Source organism: Dongia sp. (assembly GCF_041905885.1).
Lineage (GTDB): Bacteria > Pseudomonadota > Alphaproteobacteria > Dongiales > Dongiaceae > Dongia.
Genome location: NZ_JAYRKD010000001.1, coordinates 78,242 through 100,258, shown reverse-complemented (window position 1 = coordinate 100,258; position 22,017 = coordinate 78,242). Strand labels below are relative to the sequence as shown.

15 protein-coding genes are annotated in these 22,017 nt (G+C 65.9%); 6 read left to right on the top strand and 9 right to left on the bottom strand.

The window, feature by feature from the left end; translation table 11 throughout:
- The 4 genes from glgB to glgA all read right to left on the bottom strand — a co-directional run bounded on the left by glgB (window position 1) and on the right by glgA (window position 10,354).
- Window positions 1-2,196 carry a 1,4-alpha-glucan branching protein GlgB gene (glgB, locus tag ACH2CY_RS00455; protein WP_395014695.1) on the bottom strand — a complete coding sequence of 732 codons (2,196 nt, stop codon included), beginning with the start codon at window positions 2,194-2,196 and terminating at the stop codon, window positions 1-3.
- Window positions 2,177-5,485 (bottom strand): maltose alpha-D-glucosyltransferase, encoded by a 3,309-nt coding sequence (treS, locus tag ACH2CY_RS00450; protein ID WP_395014692.1) that lies wholly within the window; start codon window positions 5,483-5,485, stop codon window positions 2,177-2,179. The genes glgB and treS overlap by 20 nt, the downstream gene beginning before the upstream one ends.
- Window positions 5,482-8,748, bottom strand: coding sequence for a maltotransferase domain-containing protein (locus ACH2CY_RS00445; protein WP_395014691.1), 3,267 nt, complete (start codon window positions 8,746-8,748; stop codon window positions 5,482-5,484). Before ACH2CY_RS00445 ends, treS begins: the two co-directional genes overlap by 4 nt.
- Window positions 8,749-8,857: 109 nt before the next feature.
- On the bottom strand, window positions 8,858-10,354 hold the full coding sequence (glgA, locus tag ACH2CY_RS00440) for a glycogen synthase GlgA (RefSeq protein WP_395014689.1): 1,497 nt from the start codon (window positions 10,352-10,354) through the stop codon (window positions 8,858-8,860).
- 303 nt (window positions 10,355-10,657) lie between these two features.
- Between glgA and ACH2CY_RS00435 the strand changes: the two genes are divergently transcribed.
- Complete coding sequence (locus ACH2CY_RS00435; protein WP_395014687.1) at window positions 10,658-11,344, top strand: response regulator; 687 nt, start codon at window positions 10,658-10,660, stop codon at window positions 11,342-11,344.
- Here ACH2CY_RS00435 and ACH2CY_RS00430 read toward each other — a convergent pair.
- Both ACH2CY_RS00430 and ACH2CY_RS00425 read right to left on the bottom strand, forming a co-directional pair.
- Complete coding sequence (locus ACH2CY_RS00430) at window positions 11,312-13,984, bottom strand: NahK/ErcS family hybrid sensor histidine kinase/response regulator (protein ID WP_395014686.1); 2,673 nt, start codon at window positions 13,982-13,984, stop codon at window positions 11,312-11,314. The genes ACH2CY_RS00435 and ACH2CY_RS00430 overlap by 33 nt on opposite strands.
- Complete coding sequence (locus ACH2CY_RS00425) at window positions 13,981-15,189, bottom strand: FIST N-terminal domain-containing protein (protein WP_395014685.1); 1,209 nt, start codon at window positions 15,187-15,189, stop codon at window positions 13,981-13,983. Before ACH2CY_RS00425 ends, ACH2CY_RS00430 begins: the two co-directional genes overlap by 4 nt.
- Before the next feature lie 241 nt (window positions 15,190-15,430).
- On the opposite strand from ACH2CY_RS00425, the gene ACH2CY_RS00420 reads away from it, so the two are divergent.
- Genes ACH2CY_RS00420 through ACH2CY_RS00400 form a run of 5 tightly spaced genes read left to right on the top strand, consistent with a single transcriptional unit; the run spans window position 15,431 to window position 20,031 of the window.
- On the top strand, window positions 15,431-16,540 hold the full coding sequence (locus tag ACH2CY_RS00420; RefSeq protein ID WP_395014682.1) for an S-(hydroxymethyl)glutathione dehydrogenase/class III alcohol dehydrogenase: 1,110 nt from the start codon (window positions 15,431-15,433) through the stop codon (window positions 16,538-16,540).
- 26 nt (window positions 16,541-16,566) lie between these two features.
- A complete protein-coding gene (gene fghA, locus ACH2CY_RS00415; protein ID WP_395014679.1) occupies window positions 16,567-17,442 on the top strand; it encodes an S-formylglutathione hydrolase in 876 nt (291 codons plus the stop codon).
- Window positions 17,443-17,489: 47 nt separating this feature from the next.
- Window positions 17,490-18,464 carry an ABC transporter substrate-binding protein gene (locus ACH2CY_RS00410; protein ID WP_395014678.1) on the top strand — a complete coding sequence of 325 codons (975 nt, stop codon included), beginning with the start codon at window positions 17,490-17,492 and terminating at the stop codon, window positions 18,462-18,464.
- Window positions 18,461-19,243 carry an ABC transporter permease gene (locus ACH2CY_RS00405; protein ID WP_395014675.1) on the top strand — a complete coding sequence of 261 codons (783 nt, stop codon included), beginning with the start codon at window positions 18,461-18,463 and terminating at the stop codon, window positions 19,241-19,243. Before ACH2CY_RS00410 ends, ACH2CY_RS00405 begins: the two co-directional genes overlap by 4 nt.
- Window positions 19,240-20,031 (top strand): ABC transporter ATP-binding protein, encoded by a 792-nt coding sequence (locus ACH2CY_RS00400; RefSeq protein ID WP_395014674.1) that lies wholly within the window; start codon window positions 19,240-19,242, stop codon window positions 20,029-20,031. Before ACH2CY_RS00405 ends, ACH2CY_RS00400 begins: the two co-directional genes overlap by 4 nt.
- A gap of 47 nt (window positions 20,032-20,078) precedes the next feature.
- Here the strand turns inward: ACH2CY_RS00400 and ACH2CY_RS00395 are convergent, their stop codons facing one another.
- Genes ACH2CY_RS00395 through ACH2CY_RS00385 form a run of 3 tightly spaced genes read right to left on the bottom strand, consistent with a single transcriptional unit; the run spans window position 20,079 to window position 21,894 of the window.
- Window positions 20,079-20,630: a PQQ-dependent catabolism-associated CXXCW motif protein gene (locus ACH2CY_RS00395; RefSeq protein WP_395014671.1), complete on the bottom strand. Its 552-nt coding sequence runs from the start codon at window positions 20,628-20,630 to the stop codon at window positions 20,079-20,081.
- Complete coding sequence (locus tag ACH2CY_RS00390; RefSeq protein WP_395014670.1) at window positions 20,627-21,451, bottom strand: substrate-binding domain-containing protein; 825 nt, start codon at window positions 21,449-21,451, stop codon at window positions 20,627-20,629. The genes ACH2CY_RS00395 and ACH2CY_RS00390 overlap by 4 nt, the downstream gene beginning before the upstream one ends.
- Window positions 21,452-21,459: 8 nt before the next feature.
- A complete protein-coding gene (locus ACH2CY_RS00385) occupies window positions 21,460-21,894 on the bottom strand; it encodes a c-type cytochrome, methanol metabolism-related (protein ID WP_395014668.1) in 435 nt (144 codons plus the stop codon).
- Window positions 21,895-22,017 lie beyond the last annotated feature (123 nt).

Genomic DNA, 22,017 nt, shown 5'->3' with positions numbered 1-22,017 from the left:
CTATTCCGGCTGCAGCCAGACCGTGGCCAGCGGCGGGAGCGTCAGCGACAGCGAATGGTCGAAGCCGTGGACCGGGTTCGTCTCAGCCGAGATCCCGCCGCCATTGCCCAGGTTCGACCCGCCATAGATTCCGGCATCGGAGTTCAGTCGCTCGCGCCACCGCCCGCCGTGCGGCACGCCGATGCGATAGCCCCGGTGCGGCACCGGCGTGAAATTGCAGACCGCCAGCACCGGCTTCCCATCATCCTCGCCGGCGGAGCGCAGGTAGGCGAGGACGCTCTGCCCCCGATCGTCGCCGACGATCCAGCGGAAGCCGGCCGGCTCCGCGTCGCGCCGATGCAACGCCGGCTCCGACGCGTAGAGGCGGTTGAGGTCGCGCACCAAGCGCTGCATGCCGGAATGCGGTGCATGGTCCAGCAGCCACCAGTTCACCTGCGCGTCATGATTCCATTCGAAGGGCTCGGCGATCTCCGTGCCCATGAAGATGAGCTTCTTGCCGGGATGCGACCACATGAAGGCGAGATAGGCGCGCATGTTGGCAAAGCGCTGCCAGTCGTCGCCCGGCATGCGGCCGAGGATCGAACGCTTGCCGTGCACCACTTCGTCATGCGACAGCGGCAGGATGAAGCGCTCGGAGAAGGCGTAGATCAGCCCGAAGGTCATGTCGTCGTGGTGCCAGGAGCGATAGGCCGGGTCGCGCGACATGTAGCGCAGGGTGTCGTTCATCCAGCCCATGTTCCATTTGAACTGGAAGCCGAGCCCGCCTTCGTCGGCACTGCGCGTGACGCCGGGCCAGGCGGTCGATTCCTCGGCGATCAGCAGGCGGCCGGGGAAATCCTGGCGCATGATCTGGGATAGCTCCTGCAGGAAGCTCACCGCTTCAAGGTTCTCGCGCCCGCCATGGACGTTCGGGACCCATTCGCCCTGCTTGCGGCTGTAGTCGCGGTAGAGCATGGAGGCGACCGCATCGACCCGCAGTGCGTCGATGTGATAGTGCCGCAGCCAGTGCAGTGCGCTGGCGATCAGGTAGCCGCGCACCTCGCGCCTGCCGAAATTGAAGATCAGCGTGTTCCAGTCGTGGTGGAAGCCCTCGCGCGGATCCTGATGCTCGTAGAGATGCGTGCCGTCTAAGGTGGCCAGGCCGTGGGCGTCGCTCGGGAAATGCGCCGGCACCCAGTCCAGGATCACGCCGATCTCGGCTCGATGGCAGGCATCGACGAAGCGCGCGAAGTCCTCGCAGCTGCCGTAGCGCGAGGTGGGCGCGAATAGTCCGATCGGCTGGTAGCCCCAGGAGCCGGTGAAGGGATGCTCCATCACCGGCAGCAGCTCGATATGGGTGAAGCCCATCTCCTTGACGTAAGGGATCAGCCGTTCGGTGAGGTCGTTCCAGGTCGGCTCGACGCCGTTCTCGCGGAACCAGGAACCGGCATGCACCTCATAGATCGACATCGGCGCCTGCGCGGTCTGGCGCTCGGCGCGGCCGGCCTCCCAGTCGCCGTCGGTCCAAGAGATCAGCGCGAGATCGGCCACCATCGAGGCGGTCGCGGGCGGCACTTCGGCGCGCAGCGCGACCGGATCGGCCTTCAGCGGCAGGACCTCGCCGGAAGGGGCGACGATCTCATACTTATATATTGTGCCGGGGCGGAGCCGCGGGATGAACAGCTCCCAGACGCCGGCGCTGTGCCGCAGCCGCATGCCATGCCGGCGGCCATCCCAGTTGTTGAAGTCGCCCACCACCGAGACCCGCCGTGCATTCGGCGCCCAGACCGCGAAGCGCACACCGGCGACACCGCCCTGCTCCATCACCTGCGCGCCCAGGGTGGCGCCCAGATTGCGATGCGTGCCTTCGCTGATCAGATGCAGATCGACGTCGCCCAGCAGGGTGCCGAAGGAATAGGGATCCTCGGTCTCCTGCACCGTCTCCGGCCATTGCACCCGCAGCACATAGCGACCGGGATCGATCACCTCGCCGCCGAACACCCCGGAGGGATGGAGCGGCTGCAGCGTCTCCGTGGCCTCATCCTTTTGCAGCGGATGGACCTCGACGGCCTTGGCGCCCGGCTGGAAGGTGCGGATCACCGTGCCGTGTCGTCCGCGATGCGGCCCGAGCAGGCTGAAGGGATCGCCCAATCGGCCGCGCAGCAGGGCTTCGAGCGCGCCCGGATCCGGCGCTACGTCATGCGTGGTGCGGCTCAAGCGTCTTCTCCGTCTTGCGTTCCAGGAGCCTGGTCAATCCGCGCAGCGGAAACGCGATCCAGGCCGGGCGGTTCGCCGCCTCGTAGCAGATCTCGTAGGCGGCCTTCTCGATCAGGAACAGGCGCAGCAGCTTGTCGTCGGCTGCGAGATCGATCCAGGGATGCTCCGCTTCCGCCAGCACCTCCTGATAGGCCTTGCGGAAGGCATCGCCGGCCGCGGCGGTGAAGCGCTGCAGCAAGGCGAGCTGCTTCTCATCGAGGGCCGGCGAGGTCGGCGGCCGGTTGCCGACCGTGGCCGCGGCCGCGTAGTCGAAGGAGCGCAGGATGCCGGCGACGTCGCGCAGCGGGCTGGCCTTGGCGCGGCGGGCCTGCAGCGGCTTGGCCGGTTCGCCCTCGAAATCGATGATGTGGATGTCGTTCTGCACCACCAGGATCTGGCCGAGATGGAAGTCGCCATGGATCCGGGTCATCAAGCCCGCGTTCTTGGCATTCGCCATCTTGCGCAGGAGGTCATGGACCTCGCGGCGCCGGCCGAGGAACTTGGCGGCGGCGGCCGCGGAATCCGGATCGAGATTGGCCTTGGCATTCTCCAGCGCCGCGAAAGCCCGATCCAGCTGATCCTGCGCCTGTGCCTCCCAGGCGGCGACATCGTCCTTGGCGGCCGGTTCGGGTGCGAAGGCCGGGTCTTCGGTGGGCTGGGCGAGGCAGGCATGCAGCTCGGCCAGGCGCTTGCCGATCATCGCGCCGAAACTGGCATAGGGCGCCATCAGCTCGGCGGTGGTGGCGCCGTCGGCGCCGGCTTGCGTCGCCAGCGCGGCATCCTCGAGCGCGCGCGCGAGATAGGCCAATGCCCAGCTCCAGCCGTCGCCCTGGTTGCGCAAGAAGCCCTGCACCACGGCGAGCGTGCGCGGGGTGCCGTCCGGCGCGACGCGGCGGATCTCACCCAATGCCGGCGCCGTGTTGCGGTAGCCGTGCTCGGCCAGATAGCGGCCGATCTCGGCTTCCGGGTGGATGCCGTCGTCGAGCCGGCGCAGCAGCTTGATGATGACCTTGTCATCGATCACCACGGTGCTGTTGGACTGCTCGGCCGCCAGCGTGCGCACCTGCGGGTCCTCGCCGTCGAGCGCGTAATCCTTCAGCAGGACGGTCGGGATGAAATGCGTCGTCTCCTCGCCGCGTTCCAGCACCGATTCCTTCCGGAGATGCTCCAGCAGCATCAACGGGAATGTGTCGAGCGCGAAGGCATCGGTCACCAGACCGACGCGGCGGCCGATCCGGACCCGCGCCAAAGCCAGCTGCTGCGGCAAGGCGCTGGCGACGCTGTCGTCCTCCCAGAGTATGGTCAGCGGCAGCTGGTAGCGTGCGCCGGACCCTTCGAGGCGAATCTCGCAGAGCACGACCGGATAGCGCGATTCCGGGAAGGCCGGCTGGCAGTTGACCTCCAGCTTTGGCACCGCGGCATCCTTGGCGCCGAACCAGCGGCGCTTCGGCAGGTAAGTGGGGAGGATCTCCTCCTCCAGCTGTTTCCTCAAGGCCGGCTGCTGCAGCTCGGCCACGTTCTTGCGCAAGACCAAGGTGATGTACTCCGGCATCTGCTCGGGCGCCGGCTTGTGCCAGTCCGGCATGTCGGCGCTGACGCCGAGGGTGAACCAATAGAAGCCGTAGGGCGGCAAGGTGAGGAGATAGGTGAGCTGGCCGATCGGCGGAAAGGCGCTGCCGCCCACCATGTCGACCGGCACCCGGCCCGCGAATTGCGCGAGGTCGAGCTCGACTGCCTGCGCGGTGCGCGAGAGATTATTGACGCAGAGCACCACGTCGTCGCCCAACGTCCGCAGATAGGCGAGGATCTTGCGGTTGCCGGGCGCCAGCAGCTTGAACTCTCCGCGGCCGAAGACAGCGGTTTGCTTGCGGACCGCGAGCATGCGCCGGGTCCAGTTCAACAGCGAATGCGGGTCGGCCGATTGCGCCTCGACATTGACGGCCTGGTAACCGTAGGCGGGATCCATGATCGGCGGCAGGACCAGCCGCGCCGGATCGCCCTTGGAGAAGCCGCCGTTGCGATCGGGCGACCATTGCATCGGCGTGCGGACGCCATCCCGGTCACCCAGATAGATGTTGTCGCCCATGCCGATCTCGTCGCCGTAGTAGAGCACCGGGGTGCCCGGCATGGAGAGCAGCAAACCGTTCATTAGCTCGATGCGGCGGCGATCGCGCTGCACCAAGGGTGCCAGGCGGCGTCGGATGCCGAGGTTCAGTCGCGCCCGGCGATCCGCGGCATAGGTATCCCAGAGATAATCGCGCTCCCTGTCGGTGACCATCTCAAGGGTGAGCTCGTCGTGATTCCTGAGGAAGATCGCCCACTGGCAATTATCCGGGATCTTCGGCGTCTGCCGGAGGATGTCCGAGATCGGGAAGCGATCCTCCTGGGCGATCGCCATATACATCCGCGGCATCAGCGGGAAGTGGAAGGACATGTTGCATTCGTCGCCGTCGCCGAAATAGACCTGGGTATCCTCCGGCCATTGGTTGGCCTCGGCGAGCAGCATCTTGCCCGGATAGAGCCGGTCCATCTCGGCGCGAATCTTCTTCAGGACCTCATGGGTCTCGGGGAGATTCTCGTTGTTGGTGCCTTCCCGCTCGATCAGGTAGGGGATGGCGTCGAGCCGCAGGCCATCGACCCCCATGTCGAGCCAGAATTTCATGATCGAGAAGATCTCATTCAGGACCTTCGGGTTGTCGAAGTTCAGATCCGGCTGATGCGAATAGAAGCGGTGCCAGAAATACTGCTGCGCTTCCTCATCCCAGGTCCAGTTCGACTTCTCGGTGTCGATGAAGATGATCCGGGTGCCGGCATAGGCCTTGTCGGTGTCGGACCAGACGTAGAAGTCGCGCGCCGCCGAGCCCTTCTTGGCCTTGCGCGCCCGCTGGAACCAGGGATGCTGGTCGGACGTATGGTTGATCACCAGCTCGGTGATGACCCGGATGCCCTTCTCGTGCGCAGCCTTCACAAACTTCTTGAAGTCCGCCATGGTGCCGTAGTCGGGCGAGACCTTGCGATACTCCGCGATGTCGTAGCCGTCGTCGCGCCGCGGCGAGGGATAGAAGGGCAGGATCCAGATCGTGTTGGCGCCGAGCTCGACCACATGGTCGAGGCGCTGCAACAGGCCCTTGAAGTCGCCGATGCCGTCGCCGTTCGCGTCCATAAACGACTTCACATGCAGCTGGTAGATGACCGCATCCTTGTACCAGAGCGGGTCGACCGGCAGTTTCGGCTTTTCGCGTCGGCTCATGCTTTGTCTCCGGCAGGAACGGCGATTCGCCAGATGGAGTAAGGCAGCTCGTAAGGATCGAGACGGATCGAGCCGCTCTTGCCCTGCCACTGGAATTTCGTACCGCGGACCAGGTCCTCGACATCAATGCTGGCGTGGTCGGGAAGGCTCCACTCCCAAAGCGGAATCTCGATCCAGGCCTCCTGGGCATGGAAGGGATCGAGGTTGATCGCCACCAGGATCACATTGTCGCGCTCCGGCGTGGATTTGATGAAGGCGGTGATGCTGTCGTTCGCGGCCGGGATGAAGCGGATGCCGAGATGCGTCTGCAAAGCCGGGTTGCGCCGGCGGATGTGATTGAGCTGCGCGATCTCGGCGTTGATGTTGCCGGGGCGATTCCAGTCCCAGGCCCGGATCTCGTATTTCTCGGAATCGAGATACTCCTCCTTGCCCGGCAGCGGCGTGCCCTCGCAAAGCTCGAAGCCGCTATAGACGCCCCAGAGGCCCGACATTGTCGCGGCCAGGCCGGCGCGAATGAGGAATCCGGCGCGGCCGGAGCGCTGCAGGAAAGTGGGATTGATGTCCGGCGTGTTGACGAAGAAATGCGGCCGGAAGAAATCCTTCGGCGGGCCGTCGGCGAGCTCCTTCAGGTAGGACTCAAGCTCGGCCTTGGTGTTGCGCCAGGTGAAGTAGGTGTAGGACTGCGAGAAGCCAACCTTGGCCAGCTCATACATCACCTGCGGCCGGGTGAAGGCCTCCGAGAGGAAGAGCGTGTCGGGGAATCGCGCGCGGATATCGGCGATCACCCAGCGCCAGAACGGCAGCGGCTTGGTGTGGGGGTTGTCGACCCGGAACGTGCGCACACCCTCCTGCCGCCAATAGAGGAAGATGTCGCGCAAGGCGAGCCACAACCCCGGCACCGCACCCGGCGCGTAGAAGTCGACATTGACGATGTCCTCGTATTTCTTCGGCGGATTCTCGGCATAGGCGATCGTCCCGTCCGGCCGCCAGGCAAACCATTCGGGATGCTGCTTCAGCCAGGGGTGATCGGGCGCGCATTGGATCGCGAAGTCGAGCGCAATCTCCAGCCCGTGCCCGGCCGCGGCGTCGCGCATCCGGCGGAAATCCTCGATCGTGCCGAGCTCCGGGTGAATGGCGTCATGCCCGCCTTCGTCCGATCCGATCGCATAGGGACTGCCGACTTCCCCCGGCTCGGACCGGGTGTTGTTGTTCTTGCCCTTGCGGTTGACCCTGCCGATCGGGTGGATCGGCGGGAAATAGAGCGTGTCGAAACCCATGGCCGCGATCCGCGGCAGCTGGGCGATCACGTCATCGAAAGTGCCGTGACGCTCCGGCGTGCCGCTCATCGAGCGTGGGAAAATCTCATACCAGCTGGAGAACATGGCCGCGCCGCGATCGACGGTCAGCGGAATCGGCGGCTGGTGCCGGATGCGGGATTCCAGCGCCGGCACGTCGCGCAGGGCGGCGACCGCTTCCTTCGAAAGCAGCAGGTCGCGGCGTTCCTCTTTCTTGGCGCGGTGCAGCTGGGCCATGAAGGCCTTCACTGCCTCGCCGCGTTCGGCCGGCGGCGGCACATGGCGATCGAGGAAGGCCGACATTTCCTGGAACTCGAGTTCGATGGCGATCCCGGCGTCCCGCTTCTTCAGGCTGCCGTGCTGCAGCGAGGCGAAGTCGTCGCGCCAGGCCTCGATGGTGAAGAGGTGATCGCCCACCCGCTCCGGCCGGAAATGCGCGGTCCAGTGGTCGTTGCCCAGGAACTTCATCGGCACCCGGCGCCAGTCGGCTTCGTCCGCGGCGCGCCAGAGCAGATCGGCAGCCAACTCGCCGTGACCGTCGCTGAAGATGTCGGCTTCGACCGTCACGCGCTCGCCCACCACGCGTTTGGCCGGGTATTCGCCGCCTTCGACCGCCGGTGCTACATGCGTGATCGCCACCCGCGGGACCTTGGCCGCCGCCGTCGCCTGGCGCTTGGATTGCGGCGTCGGCAATTTCACCGTGGCCGCCGGCGTCAGTTTCAGCAACAGCACCTCCGCCGGCTGCAGGTGAATCTCCGTTCCGTCCAGCCCGCGCGACTTCTCCTGCAGCGCCCAGGCGCGGCCGGCGCGGGCCAGCAGCATGGCGATGTCCACGACCTGGGCCGCCCGCGCTTCGGCATTGACGAGCCGCAGCGTTCCCGCATCGGCGGTCTCCGCGATCTGGGCGAAGACCGGCGCCTGAGGCGCCGAGAGCACGCGCCAACGCACCGGCTTGCCGCCGAAACGCTTGGCGGCGCGGTCGTTGGCGGCGGCAATCTCGTCGATCAGGCGGATATTGCTGGCCTGTTCGTGGCGCTCGAAGGCGGCCGGGTCGGCGCGCACGGTGTCCAGCGGCAGCGCATTGCCGAACTCGAAGCCCATCGGCATTAGCCAGCCGTTGCCGTCGGTGGCGCAGACATCAAGGACACGCCGATAGCCCAGCTCCAGCGCATCGCTGCTGGCGAATTGCTCGGCTAGGCGGCGGGCGAACGGCGCTTCCGCCAGCGCCAGGGGCGGCGCCACCGCGGCGAGCTTCGCCTGCTCTTCCAGGAACCACTCGCCCTTGAAATCCCACCAGCAGGTCGAGGCGACGGTGAAATCGACCCCACAATCCTCAAGCTGCTTGATCTCGGCGGGCGTCAGGCCGGGCGTCCAGGCAACGAAGCGGCACTCCGGCTGCGTCGCTTTCGCCGCCGCGATCACTTCTTTCAAGAGATGCGGCGGAATGGCCTGTGGCTGGTCGAGGCGGAAGCCATCGACGCCCGCTTCCAGCCATTCGTCGATGCGCGCCTTCCACCAGGCGAGAATCTCGGCGCTCGCGCCGTTCTCGTAGGCGAAGCGCGCGGCCTGGCTGGTGCGGATGATGCTGCGCGGGTCGGGCAGCGGATCCTCGCCGCCGCCGATGAACCAGCGGGGATGCTCGGCGACGACGCGGGCTTCGCGCGCGACCCGGTCCAGCACCAGGTCGAGCCAGAGACCGATGCCGCGCCGGCGGCATTCCCCAGCGAGATCGCGCAGCTGCGACGCGGCGGACCCGCCGGCCTGCAGGGCTGGATGACAGGCCTGATGATCGGCGGTCAGGAAGATGTTGCCGCTGCGCCCCGGCTGAAACAGCGGAGCGAGCAGCAGATGCGAGAAACCCATCGTAGCGCAGCGGTCCAGATGGCGGCTCCAGCCTGCCATCGCGCCCCCGAGCGCCGGGTGGAAATAATAGATCGACGGCCGCGACGCCGCTTGCCGGTTCTGCATGACGGACAGCCCTGCATATGTGACGGATTCGCAGTCGGTGCCGCGCTGAGTTGGGCGGCACTCGCATAGTTAACGGTCGGCGGGCTTTGATCGTTCCGCGCGAATTCCGCTACGCTGCGACGCGAAGACCCGGGCCGATGGCGCGCCGATAGACGTCCATGTAGGAGCGGGCCGCTTCGCCCCAGCCCGAGGGCCGCAGCATGGCGCGCCGGCGCATGGCCGCGAATTGGTCCTTGCGGTCGAACACCGATTTTGCGCGGTGGATCGCCTGGGCGAAGGTCTCGGGGGTGGCGCCGCTGAACAGGAATCCGGTGGCGCCGTCCTCGATCGTATCGCCGAGCCCGCCGGTGTTGTGCGCGATCGGCAACGAGCCGAACCGCTGCGCATACATCTGGCTGAGCCCGCAAGGTTCAAAGCGCGACGGCATCAGCAGGAAATCGCTGCCGGCGAAGATCCGCCGCGCGGTCGGCTCCTCGTAGCCGATCTTGACCGCGATCGATTGCGGATGCCGCGCTGCCGTCGCGCGCAATGCGTTTTCGACTTCGGGCTCACCCTCGCCGGTGACCACCAGTTGGCCGCCGTCCCGCACGATCGATTCGATCGCCGCCATGGTGAGGTCGAGACCCTTCTGGTGAACCAGGCGCGAAACCACTGCGAACAAAGGCCCGCGGCTGACCGCGAGGCCGAATGCCTCGCGCAGGTGCTGCGCGTTGGCTGCCTTGCCGCGCCAGTTCACGCTGTCGAAAGGATGGGCGAGATGCGGATCCGCGCTCGGGTTCCAGCTCTCGTCGATGCCGTTCAGGATTCCGGTCAGCCGCCCCTCGCCGCTGCGCAGGCGCAACAGGCCGTCGAGGCCGCAGCCGAATTCCGGCGTGGTGATCTCCTTCGCATAGGTGGCACTCACGGTCGTGATCTGCGACGCGTAATAAATGCCGGCCTTGAGGAAGGAGATTTTGCCGTGGAACTCGACCCCGTCCATCGCGAAGGCTTCCGCCGGGATGCCGAGGCGGCTGAGACGATCGCGGCCGTAGAGGCCCTGATAGGCGAGATTGTGGATGGTGAGGATGCTCGGCGTCTCGACCTTCTGCCAGTCGAGATAGCCGGCGGCGAGCGCACCCGGCCAGTCGTTGAGGTGCAGCACTTCCGGCTGCCAGCCGAGGGCAGGCACGCCGCGGGCAAGTTCGACCGCTGCCATGGCGAGCCGTGCGAAACGGACGTCGTTGTCGTCCCAGGGGCTGGCGTGTTCGTCCAGGTAGGCGTTGCCGGGCCGGTCGAACAGCCCGTCTGCGACCACGATATACATGGTGAGACCGTCCGGCGTGTCGATCTCGCCGATCTCGCAAGCCGGGATCTCGGCGACCGCCGGCAGCTTGGCCACGATCCGCATGTCCGGATTGGCGGCGAGCACCGCGCGATAGCCCGGCAACAGCACCCGCGCATCCGCCACACGGCGCAGCGCCCGCGGCAGGCCGGCGGAAACCTCGCCAAGGCCGCCCACTTTCAGGAAATCGGCGATTTCAGAGGTGACGAAGAGAAGCTTGCAGCGCAGTGCCGCGTCGCGCTCAGCAGCAGCAACGTCCGGCGCCCGACCCACCCGACTACGCATACCCTTGGTCTCCCTTTCGCGTGACCAAGACGTCGACCTGGGCGGAGTTCCGCGCCGCAAAACGAAGCGAGCCGAATCGGATAAAAGGCCGCTGCGCCCGTGCGTTGTCGTCTGCCCCTGTCTCATGAACGCAACAAAATCGGAGCCCATCGATGCAGGCGCGCCACAGCTGCGCCCGGCAAAGCCACAAGCTTCGCAATGCTCCAATGGTCGGAGGCTGTATACGGCCTGTCGCGTTGACAAGACAGCCGATTGTGGCCTTCAATTCGAGGAACCACTAACGCTGCCCAGGGAGGGATCGCCATGATGAAGGTGCTGGTCGCAGACGATCACCCCTTATTCCGTGAAGCCATTGTCGGCGCCCTGCAGGGCATGGACGGCGATGTCGGCGTCATCGAATCTGGCTCGATCTCCGAGGCCTTCGACCAGGTCGCCGGCCACGATGATCTCGACCTGATCCTGCTCGACCTGCGCATGCCGGGAATGAGCGGCGTCAAGGGCATCCGCGCGCTCCGGGTCCGCCGCCCGGACGTGCCGATCGCGGTCATCTCGGCGCTGACCGACAGTTTCGTGGTCCGCGAATGCCTCGATGCTGGCGCCATCGGCTATATCCCGAAGTCGCTGCCGCGGGCGGAGATCGCCAGCGCGATCAAGACCATCCTCGACGGCGGCAGCTACACCCCGGCCGAGGAGCCGGCGGCGGCGCGATCGGAGCCGGTGACCGAAGAGGCGCCGGTGATCGACGAAGCGGTGCTGTGCCGGTTCGAATTGCTGACCAACCAGCAGCGCCGGGTGCTGGAGCTGATGGCCCAGGGCATGGCTAACAAGCTGATCGCCTATAACACCAACGTGCAGATCACCACGGTGAAGTCGCACGTCTCGACCTTGCTGCAGAAACTGGGCGTCACCAGCCGCACCCAGGCGGTCATTCTCTACGAGAATTACTGCCGCTATATGTCAGCGACGAACCGAGGCGACCAGAGCGCGTAGCCGCGCCGGCTTGATCGGCTTCGGCAGCAGGGTCGCCGCCGGCATCTCCTGAATCGCGTGCGCCACCTCGGCGCTGCGGTCCGCGGTAATCACCACCGCCGGGATCTCGGTGCCGAGCTGCCGGCGCAGCGCCGCAATCACATCGGTGCCCAGCACATTGTTGTCGAGGTGATAATCCACCAGCAGGATGTCCGGCTGCCGGCCGCTTTCGCTGACGGCGGCCAGGGCCTGCTCCTGATTGGGCGCCGCCAGGTAGTTGCAGCCCCAGGTGCCGAGCAGATTGGCCATGCCCTCCAGCACGTCCGGCTCGTTCTCGACAATGAGCGCGTTGATCTGGTCGACTGCGGCGTTGGAGACCGGCTCGGGTTTCGGCACCTCGATCAGCTCGGTGACCTCGGTCCCCAGCGGCACCAGGACCGAGAAGACCGAGCCCTTGCCGGGCTCCGAGCGCACCTTGATCGGGTGATTGAGCAGCCGGCTGATGCGCCGCACGATCGAGAGCCCCAAGCCATAGCCCTTCTTGCCGCCGGCGACGTCGGTCAGGCGCTGGAACTCCTGGAAGATCTCATCCAGGCTGTCCTTCGGGATGCCGATCCCAGTATCGGCGACCTGCAGTTCGACATGGTTGCCGCGCCGCCGCGCGCCGAACAGGATGCGCCCGCTCGGCGTGTAGCGGCAGGCATTGGTCAGGAAGTTCTGCAACAGCCGCCGCAGCAGCCGCACGTCGGTATTGACGATCAGCGAGGACGGCATGAAGCGGAGCTCGATCCCGCCGCGCTCGGCCAGGGGCGCGATCTCGTCATGCAGCGAGGTCATCACCGCGGTCAGCGGCACCCGCTTCATGTTGACCGCGACCTTGCCGGCATCGAGCTTGGAGATGTCGAGCAGGATGTTGAGGATGTCTTCGACGTTGGAGAGCGCCTGATCGACCTTGCCGATCATCGGCGGCAGTCCCTCTGGCAAGGTGCGGTCCTGCATCGCCGAGACGAACAGCCGGGCCGCGTTCAGCGGCTGCAGCAGGTCGTGGCTGGCATCGGCCAGGAATTGGGTTTTCGAGAGATTGGCGCGCTCGGCCTCGACCTTCGACTTCTGCAGCTCGGCGGCGATGCGGCGGCGTTCCACGACTTCGGAAAGCAAGGTCTCGTTCAGCTGCTGCAGCGATGCGGTGCGCTCGTAAACCCGGCGCTCCAGCTCCTCCTTGGCGGCCTCGAGGATGCGCTCCGACCGGCGCCGCTCGGTGATGTCCTGGATCAGCACGAAGAAGCCGACCACCTGGCCGCGGGCGCCGCGATGCGGCACATAGGTCGCGAGGCCGAATCTGGGCTCGCCGTCCGGCGAGGGCAGCTGGGTGTCGAACACCACGGTCGAGCCACGGAGCGCGCGGTCGATATAGGGCTTGCGCATCCCATACTCGACTTCGCCCAGCACGGCCTTGAGATCCCGGCCGAGGATGCGCTTGCCGTTGCGGCCATAGGTGGTGCGATAGGCGCGGTTGACGAACTGGTAGTGTTCCTCGGTGTCCACGTAGGACATCATGGTCGGCATGGCGTTGGCGAAGAGGCGAATGCGCTCCTCGGTGTCGTGCAACGCCTCCTCGACCATGCGGCGCTCGGTGATCTCGGCATAGGAGATGACGAAGCCGCCGTCGGGCATCGGGTCGCGCTTGATCGCGAACCAGCGGCCGTTGACCGAGACTTCCGCCGGGGTCGAGGCATTGGCCGTCACCAGCAAGGACGCGGTGCCGAGCTCGGACACCTCGCGCTGGTCGTTGAAGCGCTGGAAGCTGTGCAAGGTGGCGCCCGGCGTGGTCAGCGAGGCCGGCAGTTCCAGCAATTCGCCGTAGCGCCGGTTCGCGGTCACCAGGCGCTGGTCCTTGTCGAACACCGCGACGCCGATCGACATCGATTCAAGCGTGGCTTGGAGATGCAGCGACCGTTCAGCCAGCGCGCGCTCGCGCTCCTGGCGTTCCGCATCCTTGATGTCGGTGATGTCGGTGTAGATCGAGGCGATGCCGCCTTCCAGCGACAGGCGGTCGTTGACCTGGATCCAGCGGCCGTTGGAGAGCGCATAGACCCAGCGTCCGGAGCCGGAGCTCTTCGCGGACTCGCGCTGCTTCAGCCGGTCGGCCACCCATTGCTCCGAGGCCACGTCCTCCGGCGTCACGATCGAGCCGTCCTTGAGCGCGCGGGTGATCAGTTCCTCGAAGGTGATGCCCGAGCGGATGTCGACCGAGGGGTTCGGCCAGAAATCCATGAAGCGCTGGTTGCAGAGGATCAGCCGGTCCTTGGGATCGAAGATAGCGAACCCTTCGGAGATGCTGTCGATCGCGTCCCGCAGGCGGTTCTGTGCGGTGAGGCCGACCACCACCGCTTCATTCAATTCGCGGTTCGAACTGGCGACGGCTTCCAGCGCCTGTTCCAGCTCGCGGGTCCGCTCCTTGACCATGCGGTCGAGCGAAACGGCGGCCTGGAACAAGTGGTAGGCATTGCCCTGCAGATCGAGGCTGTGCTCGACATGCTTCATCAGGGCGCGGTTGATCTCCTTGAGCTTGACGACCTCGCGCTTCAGCGCCGCGCGCTCCTCCTCCGGCGTCGGGGCGGTCTGCAGCGCTGCGGCTTGCGTGGTCGCGGGCAGGTTCATCGCTTCACGTTGTTCCCGAAGGCAATGCCGGTGAAGGTCTGGCTCATGTGCATGGTGCCGAACTGCTCGCCGTAGGTGTTGAAGCCGACCACCTTGTTGGCCCGCAGCAGGTTGGAGACCGGGCTCAGCATCTGGCCCTGCTCCATCTCAATGTAGCGCAGAATGCAGTCGAAGCCGAGCACCGCTTCGACCTCACCCAGATCTTCATGCAGCTTGTTGAAGACCGAATCCAGGTCTTCAACGAGATCGCCGCTTTTCGCGATCGACAGCACGATGCCCTCGTCGATCGCGCAGAAGAACTGCAATGAATCGTCGTCATTCACCTTCTGGATCGCACGCGCATAGTGACGACCGCCCGCACGTACGACCAAAGGATGAAGTGCGAACACGCCGGGCGTGAGCTCGGCGCGCTCCAACCCGAGCAGCCGCGCGTATTCCAGCGCCGCCGGCTCGGCGTTGATCTGCATCACCACGCGGCGGCCGGGATCGGCCCGGGTGATGACCAGTTGCTGGTCCAGGGGCTCGAAATGCTGGGTCTGGAATACCCGGAAATCGAGATCGGTCGAGATCAGCATCAGGACCGCGGCGTTGGTGAGCACGCGGTCCCCCAGGAACATGTTGGGCTCGGTGGTCATGGCGCTGGTGCCGGCCGAACCGCCGACCAGCGGCACATGGCCCAGCGCGTTGCCGAAGGCGCTGGCGATCGCCTCTTCCCGCATCGAGAGGCCGTCGTTGATCAGCACGCCGAAGGTATGCATCTTGCCGTGCCGGGCCTGCACCGCCTCGTGATCGACCAGCATGGTGCGGGCATCCGTAAATCCATCCGCGATCTCGAATTTCGAGAGCTGCTCGAAGACCCTGAGGCTGGTCACGAAATGCTGCGCCGGGAAGCTGATCCCGGCGATGGTGCCGTCGCGATGGCCGAGCGGCGTCAGCTCGCCCGCGGTGGTGCAACCGACGATCCGGCTGGTATTGCCGCCGCTGGCGCCGACCGCCGCCGCGATCTCCGGGATGTGGAATTGCGGCGAGCAGAACAGCAGGACCAGCTCGCTTTGGTCATGCGCGATCGCGTCCAGCAACTCGGCGACGGCGACTTTCAGGTTGTCGCGCTGGCTGCATTCCTGCACCGCCCAGCGGATTCCGCTGCCGCGCGCGGTCCCATGGCGCAGCGTCTCCTCGGCGACGACCTTCTCGGTGACGATCATCTCCTGCCCTCCCCAAGGCTCCCTAGAGCCATCCTCCAAGTCGGCCGGATCTTCTTTTTTGCAACGTCCGGCCGGGTGTGTTTCGTGGCCATATTATTGACTCTTATGGCCTCCTTCCAAAGTCCAATTTCGGAGCCAATAGACTTCTCGTTAGCATTCCTGTTCAATCATCTGCGCTCCATCTTCCCCCCGATTTTCCGGGGCGGTGGCGCCTTCTGGGACCGATCTACAGGGAAACGACATGAAGACCAAGGCAGCTTTGGCGCTGGGGGCCGGCAAGCCTCTCGTTATCGACGACGTGGACCTCGAGGGCCCGAAAGAGGGCGAGGTCATGGTGGAGATCAAGGCGACCGGCCTCTGCCACACCGATTGGTTCACCCTGTCCGGCGAGGACCCCGAGGGCGCCTTCCCCGCGATCCTGGGTCACGAGGGCGCCGGTATCGTGGTCGAGGTGGGCCCGGGCGTGAAGTCGCTGAAGAAGGGCGACCATGTCATTCCGCTCTACACCCCGGAATGCCGCGAATGCGAATACTGCCTCAGCCGCAAGACCAATCTCTGCCAGAAGATTCGCGCGACCCAGGGCCAGGGCCTGATGCCCGACGGGACCAGCCGGTTCTCGTATAAGGGCCAGAAGGTCCTGCATTACATGGGCTGCTCGACCTTCGCCAACCACACCGTGCTGCCGGAAATCGCGCTGGCGAAGATCCGCGAGGACGCGCCGTTCGACAAGGTCTGCTACATCGGCTGCGGCGTCACCACCGGCGTCGGCGCGGTGATCAACACCGCGAAGGTCGAGGAAGGCGCCAACTGCGTCGTGTTCGGCCTCGGCGGTATCGGCCTCAACGTGATCCAGGGCTGCCGCCTCGCCGGCGCCAACATGATCGTCGGCGTCGATCTGAACCCGGCTCGCAAGGCGCTGGGCGAGAAGTTCGGCATGACCCATTTCGTCAACCCGAAGGAAGTCCAGGGCGACCTCGTCCCCTATCTCGTGGACCTGACCAAGGGCGGCGCCGATTACAGCTTCGAATGCATCGGCAACGTGAAGACGATGCGCCAGGCGCTCGAATGCGCCCATAAGGGCTGGGGCGTCTCGGTCATCATCGGCGTCGCCGGTGCCGGCCAGGAAATCTCCACCCGTCCGTTCCAACTGGTCACCGGCCGGGTCTGGAAGGGCACCGCCTTCGGCGGCGCCAGGGGCCGCACCGACGTGCCGAAGATCGTCGATTGGTACATGGACAAGAAGATCAACATCGACGACCTGATCACGCACACCATGCCGCTGCAGGACATCAACAAGGGCTTCGAGCTGATGAAGGAAGGCAAGTCGATCCGCGGCGTCGTGATCTACTGACCCCCGAAGATCGATCGCCCAGCATAATGGCACAGAGTTTCGTACAGACCGCCACGGCACCTGCATTGGAGACGCTCTCCCGGCACCGCTGCTTCGGCGGCTGGCAGGGCTACTACCGACACCAGTCGCGCGAGATCGGCCTCCCCATGCGATTCGGCGTCTATTTGCCTCCGCAGGCGGAGACCGAGCGCGTGCCGGTGCTGACCTATCTCGCGGGCCTGACCTGCAACGAAGAGACCTTCGCGATCAAGGCTGGCGCCCAGCGCTTGGCCTCGGAGCTCGGCATCGCGCTGGTGACCCCGGATACCAGCCCGCGCGGCACCGATTTTCCGGGCCAGGCGGACCACTGGGATTTCGGCATCGGCGCCGGCTTCTATGTCGATGCCACCGCCCAGCCCTGGGCCAAGCACTGGCGCATGTACTCCTACGTCAACCACGAGCTGCCCGAGGTGATCGCCAACGGCTTCTCGGTCGATCCGGAGCGGCAGTCGATCTTCGGCCATTCGATGGGCGGCCATGGCGCGCTGGTTTCGGCGCTCCGCAACCCGAAGCGCTATCGCTCGGTCTCGGCCTTCGCGCCGATCTGCGCGCCGACGCAATGTCCCTGGGGCAACAAGGCGTTCAGCGGCTATCTCGGCGCGGACAAGGCCTCCTGGCGCGCCTATGACGCGACCGAGCTGGTGCAGAACCAGCCGTTCCATTCCGAGATCCTGATCGACCAGGGGCTCGACGACGAGTTCCTGACCGAGCAGCTGCATCCCAACCTGTTCGAGAAGGCCGCGGTGAAGATGGGCCAGCCGGTGGAGCTCCGCCTCCATCCCGGCTACAGCCACAACTACTATTTCATCCAAAGCTTCATGGCCGATCATCTGAAGCGACACGCCGCCGCATTGCATCGCTAGAGGGCTGCGGCGAGGCTCGTGCGCGTAACAGGTGGAGTGGAGGCGGAATGGCCAAGCTCTCTTCCATACTTCTCGCCGCGTTCTCGCTGATCGCCGTCGATTTCGGACCCGCCGCGGCCGCGCCCGAGGTGCGGGTCGGCACCTTGCAGTTCGGCACCGTCAATTGGGAGCTCGGCGTGGTCGCCGGCGGCATCGACCAGAAGCACGGCTTCACCCTGAAGCCGGTGGTGCTGGCCGACAAGGACGCCACTAGCGTGGCGCTGCTCTCCGGTGAGGTCGATGCCATCGTCACCGACTGGATCTGGGTCGCCAAGCAGCGCTCGCTCGGCCGCGACTTCACCTTCGTGCCCTTCTCGCGCTCGGTCGGCGCGCTGATGGTCGATCCCGCCAAGGGCTACAAGACTCTCGCCGACCTCAAGGGCAAGAGCATCGGCATCGCCGGCGGCGCCAGCGACAAGAGCTGGGTACTGCTGCAGGCCTATGCGCAGAAGACCGCGGGCATGGAGATATCGAAGGCCATCGACGCGCAGTTCGCGGCACCGCCGATGCTGAATGAGCTAATGTTGCGCGGGAAGCTGGACGGTGTGCTCAACTTCTGGAACTTCAATGCGCGCCTGAAGGAGAAGGGCATGGTACCGCTGATCACCATCGGCGAGATCCTGCCGACGCTCGGCATCAAGACCTCGCCGCCCTTGCTCGGCTGGGTGTTCAGCGAGAAATGGGCCAAGGACAACCCCGATCTCGCCAAGGGCCTGATCGACGCCTCCTACGAGGCCAAGCAGGTGATGAAGACCGACGACGCAGTCTGGCTGAAGCTGCGGCCGAAGATGGACGCCGAGAGCGACAGCCTGTTCGAGATCCTGAAGGCCGGCTATCGCGAAGGCATTCCCGCAGGCTATAGCGAGGCCGACGTCACCGCCGCGGCGGAAGCCTTCGACCTGATGCGCAGCATCGACCAGGAAGCGGTCGCCGGCCTCGACCGGCTGCCGGCCGGAACCTTCTATCCCGCCTATCGCCCATGAAGCTGGCCGCAGCACTCGACGTGCCGCGCCAGAGGCCGGATTGGCTCCGGCTCAAGCTGCCCTCCCTGATCGCGCTGCTGGTGCTCTGGCAGGCCTCGGCCATGCTGATCGCCGACCCGGTCTTCCCGACGCCCTGGGCGACGGTCGAGACCGGCTATGCGCATCTGATGGCGGGCGATTTGCTGCTGAACCTCGCCGCCACCTTGGCGCGGGTCGCCGTGTCTTTCCTGTTCGCCATGGTGATCGGCAGCGCGATCGGGATCGCGCTCGGCCGCTCGCAGCCGGCGGACGCGATCTTCGGCGGCTGGCTGTCGATCGCGCTCAACATGCCGGCGCTGGTCACAATGGTGCTCTGCTACGTCTGGTTCGGCCTGACCGAGGTCGCCGCCATCCTCGCCGTCACCATCAACAAGGCACCGACAGTCGCCGCGATCATGCGAGAAGGTGCCCGGGCGCTCGACCGGCAGCTCCTCGAAACCACCGAGGTGTTCGGTGTCTCGCGCTGGAAGGTGCTGCGCCAGGTGGTTCTCCCGCAGCTGGCGCCAAGCTTCATCGCCTCGGCCAGGGCGGGTCTCGCGCTCACCTGGAAGATCGTGCTGGTGGTCGAGCTGCTGGGCCGGCCGAACGGCATCGGCTTCCAGATCCGCACCTTCTTCAACTACTTCGACATCGCCGGAATCCTCGCCTACTCGCTCGCCTTCATCGCGGTCGTGCTGGCGATCGAGACCTTCCTGATCCAGCCGATCGAGCGCCGGACCGGACGCTGGCGGGCTGCATGACCGGCTTCCGGCTCGAAGACATCACCCGCCGCTTCGCCGCCAACGGGGCACAGAAGACCGTCCTCCAGGACATTTCGCTCACGGTTGAGTCCGGCGCCTTCGTGACCGTGGTCGGGCCCTCGGGAGTCGGAAAGACGACCCTGCTCAGGATGATCGCCGGCCTGGACCGCGGCTTTGAAGGCCGCGTCACCTGGCCCGAGGGTCGCCGGCCGAAGATCGGCATGGTGTTCCAGGAGCCGCGCCTGGTGCCCTGGCTCAGCATCCTCGACAACCTGCTGCTGATCGCCGAACCCGGCGCCCGGAGCGAGGCCCTGGCTTTGCTCGACCTGGTCGAGCTCCAGGGTTGCGCCGATGCCCTGCCGCGCCAGCTATCCGGCGGCATGCAGCGGCGGGCCGCCCTCGCCCGCGCCTTGCTCGCCAAACCGGACCTGCTGCTCCTGGACGAGCCGCTGATCTCCCTCGACAGCACGCGGGCCGAGCGGCTCCGCGCGCGTCTGTTGGCCTTCTGGCAGGCCGGGAAGCCCACCATCGTCATGGTGACCCACGACTTCGCCGAGGCGATCGAGCTTTCCAGCCGGGTGATCGCGCTCGCGCCGGAGACCGGCCGCATCGCCCTCGACCGCGCGATCCCGCTCCCCTATCCCCGGCAGATGACCGACCCCGCCGAGGCTTCGCTGCTGGGCGAGCTCCGCGACCTCGCAAAAGACTGGCCGGCGCCGCCGCCGTCGCCGGAAAGCGAGGGCGAGGAACGCGCCGGCAATACCGGGCTCCGGCTGCTGACGATCTGATCTTCCTGGAGAGGCCTCAAGCCGCGTGAGACGCAGCGGAAGGTCGCCTATTTCACCGGCACCGGTGCATTGAGCAGCGTGGGATATCCCGCCTCGGACCAGGCCTGCATGCCGCCGGGGAACCAATAGACCGCGGTATAGCCGTATTCCACCGCGCGCTTGGCGGCGTTCCAGGACATCCAGCAGCTGGCCTCGCAGTAGAAGACCAGCTTGCGGTCCTTGGCGCCCAGGCTGACCGCCTCGAGCGCTTTCCGGAAATAGCCCTCCATCTCCGCCGACAGGGCGCCGAAGCCGACATTGGCGAGCCAGATCGAGCCCGGGATGTCGTGGCGCGCCGGCGGATGCCAGAGCGTCGTCGCCGGCAGTTCCGCCGGGCGCGGCGGCTGCGGCAGGACGTCGATCACCACGACGGCCTCCTTGACCATCATCGCGTGGACCTGCTTCGCGTCGACGACGGTGGCCCCCATCAAGGTCGCGGGGACCTCGGCGCGATAGTCGCCCTGGCGATAGTCGGCGGGTTCCGGCACCTCGGCCACAGCGGGTCCGGCGAGGCCGAGGCCCAGGATCAACAGCCCGACCCTGGCGGCCCGGGAGATCATTGGATCAGCTCGCCGCGTGCGTTCAAGGTGGGCACGTGATAGTCGCGCAGGATCTGGTCGATCTCGGCCTTGTTGTCGCGCAGCAGGGTGTTGAGGTCGTTCTTCCACTTGTTCTCGCCCGGCCGGACCGCGAGCGTGATGTAGAACTCCATGCGCGTCTTCTTGGACTCCTTCAGCAGCGGCGTCACCTTCAGTTCGTCGCCATGCTGCGCCGCGTAGTAGCCGGCGATGGGGCCCCAGAGCAGCGCGACGTCGATCTCCTTCTTGGCGAGATCGTTGATCATGTCCTTGCCCGGCGACTGCACCCGCGTGTCGACGTAGAGATCATAGGGCCGGACATGCGCGGCCAGCCCGCTCTTCGCCACCGCGTCGGCCGGCGGCGCCCCGGCGTTGAGGCCGATCTTGAGGTCCTTCAGCGCCGGATCCTCGATCTTTTCGGCGGCGATGTTGTCGGCCTTGCGGGTCACCATTACATAGACCGAGCGGTAATAGGGATTGGTGGTCTGCACCATCTCGGCGCCGGTGACGATGCCCATCACCACGTCGCAGCGCCGCACCCGCAGCGTGTTCCGCAGGAACCCGATCGAGTTCGGATACCAGGTGTATTTGAGCGGAACATTGAGCTTCTTGGCCAGGAGCTCGGCGATCTTGTTCTCGAAGCCCTCGCCCTTGTCGTTGGAGAAGGGCAGGTTCGCCGGGTCCGAACAGACGCGAAAGGCGGAGCGATCGACCGCTTCCGGGGGATCGTCCGCCTTGGCCGGCGCCAGGCACAGCGTTGCCAGCAGTAGCCCTGCCGCGATGCTTCCTGCCCGCAGCGTCATCATGGAATCTAGTTGCCCATGCAGGCTTTCTCGGCCTCGACCCATTCCGGCGACTTCTCGTGCTTCTTGGCTGGGCGGCCGCGGCCGATCTTGCCGTCGGAGCGCGCCTTCAGATAGGCGTAGATGTCGTCCAGGTAGCACATGACGTTCGGGTTGGTGCCGAAGGCCGGCATCTTCTTCTGGACCGCGGTATTCACTTCCTGCTTGCCGTTGGTCACGGTCTCCAGGAACTGCTCGTAAGTCATGGTCTTCAGCGAATCGATCAGCGCCGGCGCGAAGGTGCTGCCGACCCCGTCGGGACCGTGGCAGACGAAGCATTCGCTGTTGAAGCGGCGGAAACCGCTGAAGCTCGGCCAATCGACGGTGCCGTCGGGATCGACCTTGTAGGGCTTCTCTTCTTCGGCGGCGGCGGTGCTGTCCTGCGCCTGGCTGCGATCAGCCATGATCATAAAGAGCGAGAGGAAAAAGGCTGAGCCGAGGACGAACAGCCGAAAGCCACGCGAGAGCATTCTTCAGCAACTCCCAAATCTATCGGATGGATTATACGCGTCGGAAGCAGGCTTGTG